Source organism: Providencia sp. CIM-Carb-044, from assembly GCF_033901115.1.
Taxonomy (GTDB): Bacteria; Pseudomonadota; Gammaproteobacteria; order Enterobacterales; family Enterobacteriaceae; genus Providencia; species Providencia hangzhouensis.
Genome location: NZ_JAXADV010000002.1, coordinates 191,928 through 211,009, shown reverse-complemented (window position 1 = coordinate 211,009; position 19,082 = coordinate 191,928). Strand labels below are relative to the sequence as shown.

Genomic DNA, 19,082 nt, shown 5'->3' with positions numbered 1-19,082 from the left:
TTTTGATTTTTAATAGTCCTAAAAAATGTATTATACTACGGATATTACAATTTTATTTCATCATGATGTATGTTAATCCCTAAAAAGTACATTTAGTTAATTAGTTTAAAAAAGGAGTTCTTATGGGAGCTATTTTGTTTAAAAAACATGAACTTGCAAATCATCTCCATGAAATTATTGGCTATAAATCAGGGCTTGCAGCTTCAATTGAAGAGATCTGTGACCTTCTACAAGGTAGCGGGTTTGATAAGTATGTACATTCTTCAGAATCCCATCCAATTCGGATTAGGTCAGAGGAATATGACTCACTTTATTATACCCTTCTACATAAAATAGGAGTTACAGATAAGCCATTTGGTGGAATATTTGAAACATTTAAAACTATGAGAGAAATAGAACATAAAAATGGAGCTGATTTTGCACATTCAATTAATCAAATTTTTTATAAGCATATAGACCTTGAGATCAAAAAAGCAATTACAGAAGGGGCGAAGTCTTTAAATCCAGAAGGTATGATGACAGAAGCATCTAAAACTTTTGGAAAAGCAGGGCTAGATGCAATAGTTCAGTTGCTTATAAGTTATGATAATATGATGAAGCATAGCCCAAATACTAAAATAAAATTTCATCAATATAGAGATATTATTAATTTATCTGATTTATTTAAACAATATAACCCTATCGCTAATAGTGGAGCTTTTCTTGATCAACGCTTTATAGATTTCTTATCAAATAATATAGAAAAATTAGGTGAAATCCACTGGAGAAAATTTGAAGAATTAACTGCGGAATGTTTTCAACGATTTGGCTATACTGTTGAGCTTGGTCCTGGTAGTAATGATGATGGTGTCGACTTAAGAGTATGGAACAAAACAAGCATAGGTGCTCCTAATTATATTATTCAATGCAAAAGAATTAATAAAAAGATAGATAAAGTAACTGTTAAAGGACTATACACCGACATACTTCATGAAGGAAGCGAACTAGGCATTTTAGTGACTTCGTCTGAATTTAGTGTTGGAGCCCGTTCAACCATAGAAGCAAGAAGTTATCCAATTGAAGAGGTAAATAGGGATAACATAGCTCAATGGCTAAAAAAACTCAGAACACCAGGAACTGGTATTGTACGAGTGTAATGCATTAACTATTTCCCCACATATCAAAACATCTCCATCTGTTTCTCTCCCCGATGTGATCTAGGTAGCTCATCCATCGGGATCTCAAACCCTTCTGGCAACTCTTGTGGGATTGTTTTAGTTAGATAAATTTCCACTGAGGTTATTGTCGTAAAAGAACAACCGCACAAAATATTTTGGCATTGGTGGTAACTTCTACGGGTTTCACTGCTCATGGATTTACTGGTTTTGGTATAAGTCACAGCGCCACACTGGGGACAATTGAACGCCATTTTATAACCTTGGATTATGGGTATGCCTGCCGTTATTATAATCAATTAACCGTCGTTTTGCTCGTCATCCGTCATGTCAATGTCTTTGATTTTTATTTCCAGTTCCAAATGGGTAATAAATCCGTTCCCATCAATGGTGTGTGTCACTCGGCTAATCACCCACTGGTGACTGTCAATGGTCGGTTTAAAACCGGTTACCGTGACGGGCATTTCAGGGTAAAGGTCTGCGCGCCCCTCGGCCAACGTAATATTAAATTCTGCCACACCCCTTTGTAATTTTGACCACTTGGCCGCAGCGGCGCGTTTAGCGGATTGCTCGTTTTTAAAGGTTTGCCGCATCACAAAAACGTTCCCCTCGGCACCCTCGATGTAATCGCCCTCTTTTTTGCTCGACTTCTCTTTTTTGGGCTTTTGCTTGCGTTTAAGATTGGTTTTCTTTTGTTTGCCGTAGTTCAAATCAAGCCAATAAGCTTGTACGCCGGTGTACGCTTGCCGGTCAGCCAATCGGAAATAATGCTTATCTCCACTTTCGCGCATGATGGTAATGACGGGCAATGGTTTGCCGCTTTGCGTGACTACCTGATTAGGCACGATAAATAATAAACTGCCATTTTTAATGGTGGCTATCGCGCCGAGCATTTCAGCCATGCGCGTTAAAAAGCTAATATCGCTTTCATTGGTCTGGTCGGCGTGGTCAATCTCAATGTGCATCAATTGTTTACTCACCGCTGGCTTGAGGTTATAACGCCCTGCTATCGCGCTCACCACATCAGAAACTTTGATATCGTGCCAGCTGTATTCCCGTTTGACGTTAAAGTCTTGCCGAAAGTCCGCACTACGGGCAGTTACCGTAATTTGGTCAGGTGGGCCTGAATGGCTAATTTCATCAACGGTATATATCCCTTTATGTACCAAGGCTTCCCCCTGCCACCCAAGGGAAACGGAAATCTCAGCCCCACGCGCTGGTAACGCAACTTTACCGTCGGTATCATCGATAGTGAGCTCTAAGGTATCAGCCTCAAAACCCCGATTATCCGTTAATGTTAATGACATAAGCCGGTCATTGACGCCGAGGAGCTGCATGCCACCGACCGTTAAATCAAAGGCAGGAACTTTGACTAAATTCCCCTCTGTCCAATCCGTAAAAGACATATTCACCACCTAGCCAATTCAATATGCCTAGATTGTCGTCGCGCGCGTAGGTGAGCAATCATCCGTGGTTCTCATGTGCCTATGAGAACCCTAAGTACATGATTTGTTATCAAACATCCCTGAGAATAAAGATAAATAGACATCAGGAGATAATAACGATGGCCGTATATCATCACGGTGTTGAAGTCCATGAGACAACCGACCTCAGCACCCTTATTCGAGATATCGACACCTCTGTAATTGGTATTGTCTGCACCGCAGAAGATGCCGACCCCGAGGCGTTCCCACTCGACACCCCCGTATTAGTCACACGCATTAAAACGGTACTCAACAAAGCTGGTAAAACCGGTACGCTTTACACCACATTGAAAGCCATTGATGACCAATGCAGCCCAAAAATAGTGGTTGTGCGCGTTGCCGAAGCGAAAGAAGACAGCGAAAAGACCCAAGACCAGCTAGTCATTGGCGGTACCGGTGACGACGGCCGCTATACCGGCCTTTATGCCCTGCTGACCGCTGAAGCGAATATCGGTGAGCGTCCGCGCATTTTAGCGGTACCAAAGTTGGACACTAAACCGGTTGCTATGCAGCTTGCGATTTTTGCCGAGCAAATCAAAGCCTTTGCCTATATTAGCGCCAACGGCTGTAAAACTATCGCCGAAGCCAAGAAATACCGCGAGGATTTCAATCAGCACGAAGTGATGATCATCTACCCTGAGTTTATCGCGTACAACAAAGAAAGTGGCCAAAACGAAGTTATCCCCGCCACCGCTTACGCCATTGGCTTGCGTGCCAAGATTGATGCGGAACAAGGCTGGCATAAGTCGATTTCTAACGTGCCGGTTAATGGTGTTTTGGGTATTAGCGCGGATATTTACTGGACATTACAAGGTAAAGACACCGACGCCAACGATTTAAACAGCCACCAAATCACCACGCTAATTAAGCGTGATGGCTTTCGTATTTGGGGTAATCGCACCGGCGATAAAGAAATCTATACCTTTGAAGTGTATACCCGCACCGCGCAAATCTTGGCTGAAATGATCGCCGAGGCGCATTTTAGCTATATCGACAAAACACTCACCCCCTCATTGGTGAAAGATATTGTTGATGGGATCAACCGCAAAGGCGCACAACTCGTCACACAAGGCCGTTTATTAGGGTTCCAATGTTGGTATGACCCATCGGATAACCCGAAAGAAAATTTACGCGATGGTAAGGCGCACATTCGCTACAAGTACACCCCAATACCGCCACTGGAAAACCTGTCTTTAACGCAGGAATTCACTGACGAGTATTTCGCTGTTTTTGACCAACTGGGCTAAGGAAATTGAATTATGGGTATGCCTAAAAAACTTTTTATGTTTGACCTGTTTATTGATGGCCAAACCTACCTTGGACAAGTAGAAGAAGTCACCCCACCAAAGCTGTCATTAAAAACAGAGGATTATCAGGGTGCCGGTATGGTGGGCTCTGTGGCTGTCATGATGGGCTTTGATTCTGGTGCATTAGATATGGAGGCCTCTATGGGGGGCTTAATGTCTGAATTGCTGGAAAGCTGGGGCGCCACCATTGACGGTAAGCAATTCCGCTTTGCGGGCTCTTACTACAATGATTCAACCGGTGAATCTGTTCCGTGTGAAATTCAAACTCGCGGGCGTTTCACTGAATTGGATTTAGGCAGTGCGAAAGCCGGTGATAACACGCAACACAAATACACCATCAAAAATACGTACTGCAAAATCACCATCAATAACAAAGAATCATTTGAAGTGGATTTGCTCAATATGGTGTGGAAAGTCAACGGCAAAGACATGCTGGAAAAACACCGTGCCAACATTGGCCACTAATTAACACAGTGGGTTTCATCACCCACCCATTTCACGTTTATTTTAATAGGAATAGTAACCATGGCTGAAGTTATTCAATTCGACGCACCTATCAAATTAGAGTCAGGGCAAGAAGTCACTGAAATCACCATCACCGACACCATGAAGCAAGTCGGCGCATTACGTGGCTTAAAACTGTATGACGTGATGACCTCTGATGTGGATTCACTGATTAAGTTACTGCCGCGGGTGACCTCACCCCGCATGACTGAGCGTGACGTTTCACTGCTGCCTATCCCTGCATTTAATGCACTTGCCACCGGTATTGCTAATTTTTTAGTACCGAACTCCCCGCAAGAGACGACAGACAGCGCGGACGAGTAATTGAGTGCCCGAACATTGAAACGGATGAGTTAATCGCTGATATCGCCACCGTTTTCCACTGGGCGCCGTCTGAATATGACGCCATGACGGTTGGCGAAATCCTGTTATGGCATAAACGCGCAGCCGCCAGAACAGGAAATGAATCATGAGTGACCGTAATTTAAATATCAAAGTGTCGTTAAGTGCTGCGAACAAGTTATCATCCCCTGTCAGTGCTGCACAGCGCAGCGCGGCAGGGTTAGCAACTCAAATCAAAGCCACACACGCCTCAATCCGTAATTTACAAAGCCAGTCGAAAACCTTCGAACGGCTTTCTAATTCCGTCAATAAAAACTCACAAGCCTACGAAACGGCCAAAAATAAGGTTAAGGCGTTACGTGACCAATACCCCCCGCTGACCCAGCAAACCGAAGAACAAAAGAAAGCCTTGGCCGCTGCACGGTTAGAGCGTGACCGTTACGGCCGCACGCTTGACAAAGAAAAACAAAAACTCAATACCGTAACGGCCACATTATACCGCCACGGCATATCCGCACGACAAAGCGGTGATGCCACGGCACAAGTGACACGACGCACTGAAATCTATAACCGGCAGTTAGACGAACAACACCGCCGGCTTAATGCGGTCACTCGGGCACAAGGCCAATATGCAAAATCAAAAGAGCTACGCAATAAATTAGCCACTGGAGGTGCGATTGCTACCGCAAGCGGTGCGGGTGCGTTGTATGCCGGCGCGCGGATCACTGCTCCTGGTCGAGACTTTGATGAGGGTATGTCAACGGTTCAAGCCCTCACCCGATTAGATAAAAACTCGCCACAACTGGCCATGTTACGTCAACAAGCGCGAGAGCTGGGCGCCAGTACGGCGTATACCTCCACCGACGTTGCAGCCGGCCAAAAGTTTTTGGCGATGGCCGGTTTTACACCGGATGCCATTAAGGCCGCATTGGGTGGCGTGTTAAACATGGGATTGGCCGGTGATATGGATCTCGGTGAAGCGTCCGACATTGGTTCAAACGTTCTGACACAATTTCAATTGAAAGCGGAAGACATGAACCGCGTTTCTGACGTGCTCACAGCCACCTTTACCCGCAGTAATACCGATTTACGCCAACTCGGTGAAACCATGACGTATGCAGGCCCGATTGCCGCACAACTTGGCGTCAGCCTTGAAAGCATGGCCGCAATGGCGGGAACCATGGCAGATAACGGTATTCGAGGCAGTATGGCCGGTACGTCACTTCGCGCGGGCTTATCCCGTATGGTTGCCCCTGTCGGCAAAGGCCAAGCCGCCCTTGATAAGCTAGGCGTTAGTGTTAAAGACGCTAGCGGCAAACTCCGTGACGCTGACGAAATCTTAAAAGACGTAGGCAAAAGCATGCGTAAGTTTGATCAAGCCAGCCAAATTCGCATGAAAAAAGACATTTTCGGCGAGGAAGCAATGGTCGGTATGGGCGCCGTGATTGATGCCGTCATGAATGGGCGCTATGACGCACTGAAAACCGCCAACATGGGCGCCGAGGGTGAAGCCGATAAAAACGCCAAAGTTAAGATTGATAACTTAAAAGGTGACCTGAAACAATTACAATCAGCATGGGAAGATCTCGGCATTGAAATTCAAGAAAATGTCGATTCCCCTTTACGCCGTGTCACCCAATCATTAACAGGCTTTATTGGCAAAGTTGGCCAGTGGATGAAAGAGCACCCCAAAACCACGCAAGCCCTTGCGGTTGGGGCAATAGCAATTGCCACCTTAGTCACTGCCCTTGGCGCGTTAGCCCTTGCCGCGGCGGCGGTGATTGTGCCGTTTGCCGCGATGCGACTTAGTCTATTTATGCTTACTGGCAGTCAAGGTTTTGGGGGCTTAATGGCCGCGGGCAGTAATGCCATTAACCTTATTGGCGGTGGGTTTTCTTTGTTATTGAGCCCTGTGGGTTTATTTGTTGCCGCCATCGTGGCCGCTGGGGTATTAATTTATCAATATTGGGAACCGATTAAAGCCTTTTTTAGCGGTTTTTGGGATGGTTTCACATCTACCCTTGCGCCAATTGGTTTGGCTTTCAGCGCTACCTTTGCACCATTTGCCCCGATATTTGATGGCATTTCAAATGCCGTCAGCAAGGTGTGGAATTGGTTTAAAGAATTACTGTCACCGGTTCAATTATCTACGGAAGAATTGAAATCGTGTACTGAAGCCGGCCAAGTGTTCGGCGAGGTAGTGGGTAAAGCTATCAGCGCCCTATTCTTTCCCATTCAACAAGTTGCCAAAGGCTTAGGCTGGATATTAGAAAAACTCGGCGTTATTCCCTCCGCGGCCGAAGCTGCCGCCGATGCGGCGCGTGCCATGGGCGTTGACCCGAACGAAAAAGACCCATTCAAAGTGCTGAACTCCGTTTCCGCTTATGCAGGGAAAACCGCTAAGGCCAACGAGCAGGCACAAAAACAACAAGCCGAGGCAACCAGTAAAATCACCAGTAGCGTCACCGTTGCCGGTAAACAGCTTGAGAAAAGTAGCGAACTACAGAAAAAAGCCAATGACGTAAATCCGCTAGAAAATGCGGAAAAATACGGTACCTTGGTGTATGACGGCGCAGAGAAAAAGAGTAAAGCCAAAGGCAGTAAATCCGCGTTAAGTGACGCTGCGGAAAGTGTCGATAGAAATAAACTCGGCGATATTGTGTTTAAAAACTTTCCGGCAGTAACGGCCGTTAATGGGTTATATCAAGAGCCCCGTATAGCCGCGAGAAAAACCTCATTATTTCCACAATTCAATGATACGTTGATTAATACCTTAGCCCCTATTCAACCCAAATTAAATGCGGTACCGGTGGCAGTATCGCCGACACGGCCAGAACGGCAAATCATGCAGCCGGAATACAATACCTTTGAGTTGAATTTTTACGGGGTTGATATGAGCAATAAAAAAGAAATTGCCGATATTGTGAAACAGCAATTAACCACCTTGTTACGTGAACGCGATAGCCGCCGCCGTTCCAGCTTAAAAGATCAGGACTAAATTATGATGATGATTTATGGCATGTTTGTGTTTGAGCTACGTACCGCACCTTATCAAACTTTTAACCATTCCCTTGACTGGCGCCATGTTAAAAATGATCGTGTTGGCCGCAGTGCCAAATGGCAGTATGTGGGCGCCGGTGAAGATAAGATCACGCTGGCCGGCACCCTTTACCCCGAAGTGACCGGCGGTGATGTATCGCTGGAATTACTAAAAACCTCTGCCTATGTTGCCCGCCCACTACCGCTGATTGAGGGCACTGGTACCATTTATGGGATGTATGTGATCACCAATTTAGTCACCGATAGAACAGAGTTTTTTACCGATGGTAAAGCGAAAAAAATTGATTTTACCCTGTCGTTAAGTCGGGTAAATGAGGATGTGAGGGAAAGGCTGGCGAATATTACGATGGGGGATTTGCTTGGTACGTTTTAGCTTTAACTTATACATAATTAAGGGGCAAAAGCCCCTTTTTTTATACACAATAAAATTAATACATTAAAAATAATACCGAAACTGATGAATTGAAAACGGTTTTAAAAGCAATGCTTCACTAACAACAGGCCCTGCATATAACTTAGTCGAATTATCGCCGTAAGGTTTTACTAGCAAATTTGATATTTTATTGTTATTCAATGAAGAACTCCAAACTAAACCGGTTGTAAATGCATTATCTTTTCCTTGAATTTCAAACTTATTGATTGCGTAATTAAATGTTACTGACGATTTGTCTGGATAGTTATCCATTTTTATAGACTCTGGAAATGTAACTCGTCGGAAATAGTTACTATCTACTGTCAGCATAGGGCAATAAGCAGCAGATGCATAAAAATTATCAGACGGTAAAAATGAGCCTATAAACTCATGAGTCCCATCACCATTAAACCGGTGCTCAGTAAAACATTTGATACTATTTTCTTTATTCCAGTCTATTTTAGTTTCTTGAACTACGCGGAATGATTCGCATGAAAAAATCGTATCATTCACCAATGACACATCAACATTATCGACATAAATTTTTTGTAATAATGGAGTTTCCCCGCCGTGAGACTCCCCGCCAAATAACCCTGTTGTTGACTCCTTAAAAACGTAACACATCGCCCCTGTTTGTGTCGGTCTAATTAATTGCGTCTTGTTAAAGATAGACCAATATAATTTATCAATATCGTCTGCAACATGGTTATCAAAGTTAGCATTAATACCTGCTATATAAGCAAACCTATCACTTCCTTTAATGACTTTGACTCTCACTAAACTACTTGGTCGAGGGTTTCTAATACTTCCAATATAGGTATTGAAATTACTTTCCTTGCCCGTGCCTAGAGTATTTATTTTCTCCGTTGAGATGAGAGTATTACCTAAATAAACTTCAACGGTCATAACAGCGTCAGTTGTACTTGTTGCAGCAAAAAGAATATTTATTTCTTTTTCTTTTGTTGATGTGGTGAACTCAACAAACTCCCCCTCGTTCCCAGATATCTGATAAAACGAAACTTGATTCTTTCCATCGCCCTTTATGAACTGGTCAGGCAAAAATTTCCATGTACTTACATTTTCACTCTTATCAGAAAGAGCCTGCTTTAATGTCAGTAAATGAGGAACAATAAAAAGCTGACCTAATCGCCAAACTGGACAGTTGTTATCTTTTAAGCTTCCATCACCCGAGTAACCTCCCGTCACTATTCGTTCTCTTATCCAAAACCCCGATTTTGTGTGACGATAGGTATTAATATATCCATTCCCTTTACTTGGATCTGAATCGACCACCTCTACTACAATTTTTTTATTGGTTGTCGATATTGCTGATGCGGGAATAAAATTATTTACTTTGGCTATTTGCGTATCTTTTTCCCCAAATAACTTTGTAACAACCTCTTGGTTGATAACTTTATCTTTTGAAGCTCCAAGCTCACCAGTGACATTCCCTTTATCAAACTTATCCTCATTTAACCCTTCATTTTTTCCATCTACATATTCACGTGTTGCCAGTACAATAGACGGATCAGATTTTAACTCTATACACTCTGTCGATTTAACAACAATCATCATTCGAATAATTTGAGTACGTCCAGAGCCTTCAATCATTTTAGGCTTATAAGTTTCAGGGCAATTCCCAACAGCAATTAAATTACCCTCGGAATCAAATAACCCAATTTCGCGCACCCACCAACCGCCCTCGGTTTCGGGGATAATATGTTCAACAATAATGATATTTGGATTATTTTTGTCGATTTCCAATGAATTAACTGCGGCGCGGCGCTTTTCATTGACTAGTTTTATTTGTGCAGGGTCTGGCGCAGGTAATTTTCCATTTCCATCCCCTACGGCCATTGTTGTTAAATCTAACTTAGTGCCTAATGCGGTTGCTTTAGCGACTAAGTTCTCGCCTATGTTAGTTAAAATAGAATAATACGGTTTAGACATTAGAAATCTCCATAACGTCAGCATGATATAAAGCAACAGCACTATGCGAATGCGTTGAGACAATAATTTCTGGTGGTTGAGGTGGATAAATCGATAAAATATCACCACCGAATAAGGAAACCGCGATAACTTGAGCGGCATCTAAATAAATACACTCTGGTGAATAGGGGTAAATGGTTGTTAAGCTACCATCCTCGACCAAGGCACCCACATTAATCACACTTTCAGTTTCTAAGTGCAGTGTGATATTGGTGAGTTTTCGGCTCACTGGCTTGGTGTCATTAATGACGTTAGTCAACTCAATATGTGTTTCTTCATCAATACCCGTGTCTCTTAATGCAATATCAAGTTTGAATGTCCCCACCTCTGAGGCATCTTCAAACCATTCATCAACATTAATTAACGTACCAATAGGAGCAACCACGCGGCGCAATGCACCAATGGTGCCCTTGTGCTTATGAATAAACATGGCGGCTTTCACGGCATCCCGCTTGGATTTTTCCGTCCAGTTTTTATCCCACCGGTCAACACTAAACGCCCACGCCAAATACGGCAGCAAATGCACGGGGCATAAATCAGGGTTCCATAGAATGCGGATCGGAATAGGCACACACTCAATCTGTGCCAATGACTCAGCCGCCGCGAGCTCTAACGGTGATGAGCCGACAGGTAATAAACGATTATTCATCTGAGCCCCCTAGTGCCACGTTAATTTGTGTGCAGAAGCTGGCCTGTGTTTTATCCAATTTGATATCTGCTGTGGGCTTTTTCAGTTCGACACGTTGCACGCCTTGAACATGCAGCGCGGCATAAATCGCACTGAGCACAATGTCACGGCCTAACCGGTGTTGCTGTGTCGCATAGCGTTTCACTTGTTCCTCTGCCGCCGCCATAATCGGTTCGTATTCAGGGGAGGGATAACAGTAAATCACCGCGTCGATTTCATAATTGATAATCTTGGCTGATTGCACAGTCACACGGTCAGCCACCGGCCTAACATCTTCATCGTTTAACGCCATATCGACTTTCTCAATTAAATCAGCCGGTGCGCTGCCGTTCCCCTCACGAGATAAAACAGTGACCGTGACATGAGCCGGTAGCGGACTAATTACCGAGGCATCAGAAACCCGACCATCGGCAGAGCGTGCATGATATTCATAACTGCCAATAGGGCCTGCTACGCTTAACGCTTCGAAAGCGGCCGGTATACGCATGCGTAAATTGGAATCCGACTCATACACCGGCGCAATCGGTGGGATGGCGCTTTCGTCGCCGGCTGATAACATCAGGCGTTTCACGTTGTTATTGGCCGCGAGTTGGTCAAGGTCGGCACCGTTGGCAAAGGCCACCATACTTGCGCGTGCGGCTTCATTGATACGCTGACGTAGTATCAATTCACGGTAACAGCTTTCTTCCAATAACTTTGTTAGGGGATCAGATTCTAATTCCAAGGTACGGGCTATCGCTTCCTGTAGCTCTGCTGGCATAGCATTAATTAGCGCGGTTTTTCGCTCGGCTAATAGCACCTCATAATCTAACGTTTCGACCACATCCGGCGCGGGTAACAAACTTAAATCAATACTGGCTGCCATACCTACCTCACTGGAATAGAAATCGAAATCGGTTCACCCGTTTGCATAATGACACCGGATAAACTCACGCCCATCTCGCCAACATCTGAACGAATATAATCAATGGTTTGCAGCCTAACGCGGGGCTCCCACTGCATTAACGCCATATAACACGCACTCATAATTTTGAGTCTCAGTGCAGGGTTTTGTGGCTGGTCAATCAAGTCATACAACAGTGAGCCGTATTGCCGGCGCATCACCCGCGAACCAATGGGCGTTCGCAAAATATCAGCGATACTTTGGCGAATATGCTCATTATCAGTAAGGCTTTGCCCTGTTTTCGCATTCATGCCGCAATATTTCATACCGGTTCCCCTGATGTATCCCCACCCGAACGCACACCGCCATGTTGGTGAGTATGAATAACCACACCATTAGACGTTATCGCACCGCCGTTATGGTTAAAATTACCCGTCATTTCACCGCCCTTTTCCACATTCAATGTGGCTGTAGTGAGGTTGTTAGTACAAATCACGTTCGGTGTATCGAGCTTGATTTCGACAGAGGCTTTGCAAATCACTTTTTGGGTTGTAGCACTAATTTCATCGCTAGCCTCTATCACCGCTTTTTTAATACCGACGGCCTTTAATGTTCCGTTTTCTGGCTCATACTCAATCACTGCACCATCGGGAAAAGTGTGGTGTAATGCATTAGCTGAATGTGTTGGCGCGGGGTTCGCATTGCTATACAGGGAGCCCAAAACAAAACCGGTTGTTAGCTCACCACCTATCGCACCAATTAACACTTGTTCACCTACCGTTGGCGCCCAGTAACTCCGAGATTCACCGGCGCGATGCACTAACCATCGAATCCAATCTGTGACTAACTCCCCGACTTGGACACGGCAACAGTTATTGTCTAAATCCACCTCAGTGACCACGCCTTGTCGAAAAAGGTTACTGAGTAAACGGTATAGCTCTTGTAAATTCATAACTGCCCCACCAAGTCGAGATAAATCATTTCCAATAAACCTAAGCGTTCATGCTCTGATAGCCCCAATAACTCCCGTTTGGGGTAGCGTGCCCGCGCCAGCTCATTTACTGTCCCTTCAAGCCCGTATTGATGTTCCCGCGCAATTGCTGCAGCTTTGCCCTGAAATCCAACAATGGCGCTATCTTGTGTATTGCGGGCATGAAGAAAACGTGCCGCCCTAAGCCGCCTGAACATCGGCACATTACGTTTGGTACTGCGCTTGACCGAGGAAAAATTAATATCTAAAAAACGGGTAATATCTTGGCGATAAAAGGTTCTTACCGCGCCTCTATCTTCATCAAAACCGGTGATGGTTTTACCGCGACGACCTTTTGACCCCTGCCAATTTCGCAGGGTGCGAACATCACCACGGTGAATAAATCGGATTTGCTGCTGTGCGCGTAACACTTTGCGCTTACGGGGTTCATAGGCCGAGCCGTCCGCATTTTTTTGGCTGCGAATGCGCTTTTGCTGGTCAGCACGAATTGCCCGCGCTAATTTGCCCGTCAGTTTTCGCCGGTAAGCCGCTGAGGTTGTCGATAACAAGCCATTAAGCTCATTTTCAAGTTGCATAAATAGGCTGTTATCACTCATGAACCATCACCCCCTCATCGATCACGATATCCCATGCAGGTAAGGCGATTTCAGGCTCGGAAATATGCTCTTGAACAATTTTTCCATTCACTTTTTTAACAATCACGCGCTCGGTGGCCTTGATGGTATACAGCACGTCGATTTTTTCATTGTCGAGAATGTCGGCCTTATAGCGAATTCCATTCGCCCGTTTATCAGGGTTAAATAACAAATCCGGCTGATGTTTTCGGGCAAAAGTCAGGATGGCCAATGACAATGCGCTCAATTCGCCGGCGTAATCCATGGCCAATACCTGAATTTGGTACTCATTCAAGTAAGATGCGGATTGTGTGCCCGTGGCTTGTATCCCACCCTCTGTGATATAGACCTCTAATAAATCAGGGTTTTGTTTAAACTGGGGTATCTGCTCAACAATAGTTTGTCGTAATAGATTTGGCTTTAACATTATCTCCCCCGAGTGTCATAGAGTGCTTTTTGGCAACGCATTTCAATGCGTTCTTGTAGTGGTGCCGTGGCGCATTTGGGTTCTTGCAGTAACACCACACCGCGAAGCAAAACCACGGTTAACAGGAGAATAAACACGATAAACATCAAGATATTGAATAATATTTTCATTTCGCCCCCTTGCACTGGTCTACCACGTCACGGATATAGCCCTGTAAATAACTTATTTTGGCTCTGTCTTGTTTAATTCCGGTTCGGATATCGTGAACAATAAGTCCACCTTTTCGAGTGAGTCCGACGGTGGCAGCATCGCCCACGCTGCCGGCGCGGGCAGTGTGATTGATGGTGAGCTCACAGGTTGCAAGGTCGGCGCTGGCGAACTGCACGCGACGACGCTCAGTGAGCAAATCATCACGCAAACGTTGAGATTCATTTTGTTCATTTAACAACCTCTGGCTATAGGTCACATCAAGCTGGTGCAAGGTCTCTTGTGCTTTTTTTAGTTGAGCGAGTTTTTCATTTGCATCAATAAAGGCTTGGGCGCTTATCGCACTGAGTGCCATTTGGTGCCCCAGTTCGCTCACACTTAACTTGGCTTTGAAGTCCAAACGTGCAATGCCAAACACCGCACCGCCGCTCACTAATGCTGCAATACAAGCAACCGCGAAATATCCCCCAAAAACCTGACGATAATTCACCATTACCGCCCCCATTCGCCGCACAGTAATTCGGCCTCTTGGTCACGGCGGATCACTTGGCCATAACAGCCGTTTGGCTGGCCTTTGGTTTGTCGGCAATCTTTACCACCATCCCGCGTCCATTTAGGTAGCTCCGCACAAGCGCCCTTGATATCGCCCGCATTTAACTTGCGGTAGAACGTGGATGAAAAACATTTATATGGTCCTATGTTGTAAGGGCAAAATGACGCAATACCGGCGATTTGCGGTTCGGTCAGCGGGACATGCACATGGCGCTTAACCCATGCAATTGCTTTGTCAGCTTCAATCTGGTTTAGCCGGTCACATTCCGCTGGGGATAATTGGGTACCCATTTTTACCGGTTTACCATCAATGCGTGTCACACCACGACAAATACTGACCACGCCGCCCCCGTCACGATACGCCTTGAGCGAATTCCCCTCTTTTTCATCCAAAAAGCCGGAGAGGATCGCACCGCCACTGGCACCGGAAATAATCAACGCAATAACAGCCTGACTTAATCGTGATTTGGTGTTCATTTCATAAATCCTTTGGTGATTGCTCGGTCACTTTCACAATGTTTTCAATATCGCGTTCACTGATGGGGTGGCGAGAGAAATAACGTTCTAATATGCGTGTGCGTTTCATTTGCTCACGGCGGTTTAACCGGTAGGTCATTACGCCCAATGAAACACTGGCAATTAACCCGATTAAAAAACCCCACTCATACACGGAGAAATCACCAAAAAACCCTAAAATGCCCGACCCACTGAATAAACCGCCAAATCCAGAAAGTGCGTAAGTTAGGCGGCTCCACCAATCATTCATGCTATTAATCCTGTTTTGTTAATCCCAAAGTTGGATCATTTCTTGTTTTGCCACCGGTGCGAGTTCGGGTAATTCCACCCATTGCCCCGCGGCTAGCTGTATGCCGCCCTCAACCAAATTCGGATTGGCTTGTAATACTTGCTCAACGATGCCCTGAGTACGCCCATAATGCCGCCAACACAACAGGTCAACGGTGTCACCTTGCAGCGCTTGCACTTTCATTAGACGAGCTCCGCAAACATGCGTAACTTGCCGAGAATATCCCGCACGGCGTTTTGGCCATCGCGGCGCAGATCATCAATTTGCGTGCTCAAGGCTTGGGCGTGTTTTTCACCCTCGCGCGTGGTGTCAATGTCGCGGTAGTTTTCAATCAATAAGGCTTTGGTAAAGCTATACACCGCATGGTGATACCGAAAAACAACGGCCGTGGTATCGTTAATTTGCGGTGATGGCACCGCAGATAACTGGTTAAGCCCTTTGGCGTTCTGTTCCTGCCGCCATTCATCCAATAGCTGATTGACATACAACACCGCTTCAGTGGCCATATGCTTTAAGCGGCTTGTGGTGACATTACCTGTCAAACGCATGGATTGACGTAACTGGTCTAAGCCAATATCTGGCCAAAATTCACCTGACGTGATTTTTTCATCACCATCACTGATGCTTTCGTCTTGCACGCTATGAATCTGTTTTGATGCCACTAAGCCCATGATTACCCCTTTGAAAAAACGGAGGTGGACAGCGACAATACAGAGGGTTAACCCTTTATTATTGCTGTGCCTCCGTGGCACGCGGGTGCAACTCGGTTAATGCTACTAATTATTTTTTCTTAGTAGCCGTTGATTTCTTTTGTGTTTTTTTAGCTTTTGGCGGCTCAACCTCGCCCCCATTATCAGAACTGGCCGGCTCTTTTTCGGCTTCAGCCTTTTTATTGACTGCCCGTAATAACTGCTCAATGTCTTTTTTCACGCCGATTTCTTTGTCGGCTAAAATGGCTTTTTGCAGGTATTCAAGTGACTTTTCTTGCTGTTTTTCATCGGCTTTTAACGTTAAACCAATGACTTTATACAGTTTGGCTCGCGCCCCATCAGGCATATCTGCCTGACTGGTAATGCGTTCTAATTCAAATAATTCCTCTAATGACGCAACCAATTCATCCTCTTTCCCACTCGCTTTAACGGCGAGTGACCAGTCGCAGATTTCATCCACTAAAGCCGTTGCTAAATTTCGGTTATAGCTGTCTGGTAACGGTAAATTGAACTGAATGGCATACTCGGCCATCTTTAAGGCTTCGGCATACAAACCGGCATCAATATGCCAAATCAAAGTGCGTGTAAAAACTTCATCAGCCACACCGCTTTGGCTTTCCAGCACCCCATCAATCCAGCTGCGATAATTAGGCAATACTTCCCGCTTATACTCGGCTTTACGGTCATTACCGCGAATATTGCCTAACTGCGCTTGGTCAGCACGTAAGCGGTGTAAAATATTTTCATACGCTGTCATATCTGCTCGTGACAGCTCGCCATCTAAATCACCTCGGCGCGATGCCATGGTTTTTTGCCAGTGTTGCTGGGCTGGTGTTAAATGTTCCATTGCGTTTCCCCGCGTTAATTGGTCAATACAGCGCCACAACGAATTGCAGCGCTGATTTAATGATTACTGCGCGTAATTAATGCCTTCAATCAGACAAGACAGGCCATAATCTTCAATCACATAGCCCTCATTGCCCGACGAGTAAGTCGCTACGCGGTTATATTCCGGCTCATCTTTGATCACTCGGCGATATTTACCTTTTTGCCAGTACACAGACAGGTTTTTAAAGGTCGTTATCAAGGTTGCGCCATCGGGGAAAAACGGCACTTGTAAGGTCGGTAAGTTACCCATTGAACTCAATTTCAACAGTTCATTACCCGCGAGCATTTCCATGTTTGGGTTTTGCTCACTGTGCTGGTTCATGATTTTGAAGTTTTTATCGGTATAGAGCTGATAACCGGTGATCGCCACTAAGCCCTGCGCACGGCGGTGCCACGGGTCTAACAATGAATTCACCGCATCGAATACCATCGCATCCACATTGGCATACATCCCTTTGGCAATGATTTTCCCGCTTTCATCACGGCTGGTTAACGTGACATCTTTCATCACGCGTTGTGGCGCAGCATTACGGATTTTTTGCAGCCAACCAATATTGACGTCCTGTAACAATGGGTTATCCGATTTATTGGATTTTTTTACCCGTTTCACACCGTTGAACCCAATCATTAAACGGTCATTAGCTTCTTGCTGTGCAATCAATTGGCTAATCATTGGCTGAAACTCAGGGTGTCCCGCCCATGCGTCTAACCATGAATACGGGATGTAAGTATCCCAGTTGGTTTGATCGCAACGGTAATCATCGCTACTTTCATCATGCACCTGTTCAGGGTTGCGACGGTCTGTAGTCGAGGTGTTCGTACTTGCGATGGGCTTACTCACTGAGCCAAACACTTTTTGCCCTTCCTGGTCTGTCACCCCAAATGAATTGACCTCTTTTAGAAATGGGCTATTTTCCATTTTCGCTTTTTCTAAGCGCTGCTGAACCGCGGGATCAACACTAAAATTTAATGATGAACCCTCGCGGCGTACCCCATTTAATCGGGCTTGCTGGTCAAGCCATGAGAGATAACTCCCCATTGATTCATTACTGATACCCATAGTAAAAACCTTTTATTTATTGAAATTTAAGAACGCGTAAGAACGCAGATCAGACTTAATAGTCGGCCAGCTTGACCGAGCCGCCTGTCACTGGCGGGCGACTTTCTCCAGAACCATCCGTGAGCTCTAACTTTTTCTTGAGCTCACTAAAATCATTGGCCAGCTTTGTTAACTCTTGCTTATGCGCCGCTTGTTCTGTTAATAACGTGCCGCATTGCTGTGCAGTCAACTCAATGGCTGTTTTTAGGTTGGTGGTTTCTTCTGAGTTGTGATTACGCTCAAGCCCTAGCCACTGTTTCACCGTCGATAAAAACTTCTTACCGGCTTCCTTTTCCTCTTGGTGTTCGGTGTGTTGCTCACTTAACAAATGGCATTGTGTTTCTAATGAAGCAGTAAAGTAATTGCCGCTATCCGGTAAGCCGCGAGAAACCGCGCTTAGTTCAATAGGACGGGAACCAATAGCCGCGGGGTAATCAGTCAACGCCACACCGGTTAAATAGGCGCGCTTGGTTTGTGGGAACGAGGGGAAATACTCAATACTGGAAAAAATCTTTTGACCGGACTTATTCAAATTAACGATGTATTCATCTTTTAAATCATCAATATCGATGGTCACTTCTAAACCCAACTTACCGGCTAATTCACCCTCGGTCAGCTCAACGGTATTCACTGCTGAAATCAGGCTATAGCTGCGAAATTGGCTATCAGGAAACAAACTTTTAATGTGGTCTAAATTCACGCGGCCACAATAGAATTTAGGATCGTAATCCTGTGCCATCTGTTCGATATGCTCGCGTTCAACTGGAAAACCATTGAGTGTCATCCCCTCTGCACAAGCGATCAGCTTTATCTGGCGCGTTTTTTTACCTTGCGACATAAATCAATCTCCACTTCTGACGTAACTGTCATTTCGATAACGCCACTATCTCAATCATCTTCTTTTTGCTCAAAGAGTTACGGTTCTCATACGGCTATGAGAACCCATATTCATAGAGGGTTACGCGC

Annotated in this window: 25 protein-coding genes; 7 read left to right on the top strand and 18 right to left on the bottom strand. The window is 45.2% G+C overall.

Features of this window, described 5'->3' with window-relative positions; translation table 11 throughout:
- The first annotated feature begins 122 nt into the window (after window positions 1-122).
- A complete protein-coding gene (locus tag SJ312_RS04260) occupies window positions 123-1,136 on the top strand; it encodes a restriction endonuclease (protein ID WP_272530821.1) in 1,014 nt (337 codons plus the stop codon).
- Window positions 1,137-1,159: 23 nt separating this feature from the next.
- On the opposite strand, the gene SJ312_RS04255 is transcribed toward SJ312_RS04260, so the two are convergent.
- Window positions 1,160-1,408 carry an ogr/Delta-like zinc finger family protein gene (locus SJ312_RS04255; RefSeq protein WP_196715945.1) on the bottom strand — a complete coding sequence of 83 codons (249 nt, stop codon included), beginning with the start codon at window positions 1,406-1,408 and terminating at the stop codon, window positions 1,160-1,162.
- Window positions 1,409-1,453: 45 nt separating this feature from the next.
- A complete protein-coding gene (locus SJ312_RS04250; RefSeq protein WP_319867025.1) occupies window positions 1,454-2,560 on the bottom strand; it encodes a phage late control D family protein in 1,107 nt (368 codons plus the stop codon).
- A 158-nt stretch (window positions 2,561-2,718) separates the two neighbouring features.
- Between SJ312_RS04250 and SJ312_RS04245 the strand changes: the two genes are divergently transcribed.
- The 6 genes from SJ312_RS04245 to SJ312_RS04220 are packed head-to-tail and all read left to right on the top strand — an operon-like array spanning window position 2,719 to window position 8,224.
- On the top strand, window positions 2,719-3,885 hold the full coding sequence (locus tag SJ312_RS04245; protein WP_319867023.1) for a phage tail sheath subtilisin-like domain-containing protein: 1,167 nt from the start codon (window positions 2,719-2,721) through the stop codon (window positions 3,883-3,885).
- Between the two features lie 12 nt (window positions 3,886-3,897).
- Entirely contained in the window at window positions 3,898-4,410 is a 513-nt protein-coding gene (locus SJ312_RS04240; RefSeq protein WP_004254594.1) for a phage major tail tube protein, read from the top strand.
- A gap of 60 nt (window positions 4,411-4,470) precedes the next feature.
- The gene (locus SJ312_RS04235; RefSeq protein WP_123381962.1) at window positions 4,471-4,773 is read left to right on the top strand and encodes a phage tail assembly protein; all 303 of its coding nucleotides are present in this window, start codon (window positions 4,471-4,473) and stop codon (window positions 4,771-4,773) included.
- On the top strand, window positions 4,773-4,922 hold the full coding sequence (locus SJ312_RS04230) for a GpE family phage tail protein (RefSeq protein ID WP_319867245.1): 150 nt from the start codon (window positions 4,773-4,775) through the stop codon (window positions 4,920-4,922). Before SJ312_RS04235 ends, SJ312_RS04230 begins: the two co-directional genes overlap by 1 nt.
- A complete protein-coding gene (locus SJ312_RS04225; protein WP_319867021.1) occupies window positions 4,919-7,789 on the top strand; it encodes a phage tail tape measure protein in 2,871 nt (956 codons plus the stop codon). Before SJ312_RS04230 ends, SJ312_RS04225 begins: the two co-directional genes overlap by 4 nt.
- Window positions 7,790-7,792: 3 nt before the next feature.
- Window positions 7,793-8,224, top strand: coding sequence for a phage tail protein (locus tag SJ312_RS04220; protein WP_272675365.1), 432 nt, complete (start codon window positions 7,793-7,795; stop codon window positions 8,222-8,224).
- A 63-nt stretch (window positions 8,225-8,287) separates the two neighbouring features.
- Here the strand turns inward: SJ312_RS04220 and SJ312_RS04215 are convergent, their stop codons facing one another.
- From SJ312_RS04215 to SJ312_RS04140, 16 genes are all read right to left on the bottom strand, one after another.
- Entirely contained in the window at window positions 8,288-10,213 is a 1,926-nt protein-coding gene (locus SJ312_RS04215) for a phage tail protein (RefSeq protein WP_319867243.1), read from the bottom strand.
- Window positions 10,206-10,901, bottom strand: coding sequence for a phage tail protein I (locus SJ312_RS04210; RefSeq protein ID WP_319867019.1), 696 nt, complete (start codon window positions 10,899-10,901; stop codon window positions 10,206-10,208). Before SJ312_RS04210 ends, SJ312_RS04215 begins: the two co-directional genes overlap by 8 nt.
- Entirely contained in the window at window positions 10,894-11,805 is a 912-nt protein-coding gene (locus SJ312_RS04205) for a baseplate J/gp47 family protein (protein ID WP_319867018.1), read from the bottom strand. Before SJ312_RS04205 ends, SJ312_RS04210 begins: the two co-directional genes overlap by 8 nt.
- A gap of 2 nt (window positions 11,806-11,807) precedes the next feature.
- Window positions 11,808-12,149 (bottom strand): GPW/gp25 family protein, encoded by a 342-nt coding sequence (locus SJ312_RS04200; protein WP_141173610.1) that lies wholly within the window; start codon window positions 12,147-12,149, stop codon window positions 11,808-11,810.
- Entirely contained in the window at window positions 12,146-12,775 is a 630-nt protein-coding gene (locus tag SJ312_RS04195; RefSeq protein WP_272686753.1) for a phage baseplate assembly protein V, read from the bottom strand. Before SJ312_RS04195 ends, SJ312_RS04200 begins: the two co-directional genes overlap by 4 nt.
- Entirely contained in the window at window positions 12,772-13,410 is a 639-nt protein-coding gene (locus SJ312_RS04190) for a phage virion morphogenesis protein (RefSeq protein ID WP_272686754.1), read from the bottom strand. Before SJ312_RS04190 ends, SJ312_RS04195 begins: the two co-directional genes overlap by 4 nt.
- The gene (locus tag SJ312_RS04185; protein WP_004254663.1) at window positions 13,403-13,855 is read right to left on the bottom strand and encodes a phage tail protein; all 453 of its coding nucleotides are present in this window, start codon (window positions 13,853-13,855) and stop codon (window positions 13,403-13,405) included. The genes SJ312_RS04190 and SJ312_RS04185 overlap by 8 nt, the downstream gene beginning before the upstream one ends.
- Window positions 13,855-14,025 carry a hypothetical protein gene (locus SJ312_RS04180; RefSeq protein ID WP_004254667.1) on the bottom strand — a complete coding sequence of 57 codons (171 nt, stop codon included), beginning with the start codon at window positions 14,023-14,025 and terminating at the stop codon, window positions 13,855-13,857. The genes SJ312_RS04185 and SJ312_RS04180 overlap by 1 nt, the downstream gene beginning before the upstream one ends.
- Window positions 14,022-14,555, bottom strand: coding sequence for a lysis system i-spanin subunit Rz (locus SJ312_RS04175; RefSeq protein ID WP_272686755.1), 534 nt, complete (start codon window positions 14,553-14,555; stop codon window positions 14,022-14,024). Before SJ312_RS04175 ends, SJ312_RS04180 begins: the two co-directional genes overlap by 4 nt.
- Entirely contained in the window at window positions 14,555-15,091 is a 537-nt protein-coding gene (locus tag SJ312_RS04170) for a lysozyme (protein ID WP_319867014.1), read from the bottom strand. The genes SJ312_RS04175 and SJ312_RS04170 overlap by 1 nt, the downstream gene beginning before the upstream one ends.
- Window position 15,092: 1 nt before the next feature.
- Window positions 15,093-15,380 (bottom strand): potassium channel protein, encoded by a 288-nt coding sequence (locus SJ312_RS04165; protein WP_153673430.1) that lies wholly within the window; start codon window positions 15,378-15,380, stop codon window positions 15,093-15,095.
- An 18-nt stretch (window positions 15,381-15,398) separates the two neighbouring features.
- Window positions 15,399-15,602 carry a tail protein X gene (locus SJ312_RS04160; RefSeq protein WP_123381977.1) on the bottom strand — a complete coding sequence of 68 codons (204 nt, stop codon included), beginning with the start codon at window positions 15,600-15,602 and terminating at the stop codon, window positions 15,399-15,401.
- Window positions 15,602-16,090: a head completion/stabilization protein gene (locus tag SJ312_RS04155; RefSeq protein WP_272675061.1), complete on the bottom strand. Its 489-nt coding sequence runs from the start codon at window positions 16,088-16,090 to the stop codon at window positions 15,602-15,604. The genes SJ312_RS04160 and SJ312_RS04155 overlap by 1 nt, the downstream gene beginning before the upstream one ends.
- 109 nt (window positions 16,091-16,199) lie before the next feature.
- Window positions 16,200-16,976, bottom strand: a complete 777-nt coding sequence (gene gpM / locus SJ312_RS04150; protein ID WP_272686757.1) for a phage terminase small subunit — start codon at window positions 16,974-16,976, stop codon at window positions 16,200-16,202.
- Between the two features lie 63 nt (window positions 16,977-17,039).
- On the bottom strand, window positions 17,040-18,077 hold the full coding sequence (locus tag SJ312_RS04145; protein ID WP_272686758.1) for a phage major capsid protein, P2 family: 1,038 nt from the start codon (window positions 18,075-18,077) through the stop codon (window positions 17,040-17,042).
- Window positions 18,078-18,132: 55 nt separating this feature from the next.
- Window positions 18,133-18,954: a GPO family capsid scaffolding protein gene (locus SJ312_RS04140; RefSeq protein ID WP_272686759.1), complete on the bottom strand. Its 822-nt coding sequence runs from the start codon at window positions 18,952-18,954 to the stop codon at window positions 18,133-18,135.
- Window positions 18,955-19,082 lie beyond the last annotated feature (128 nt).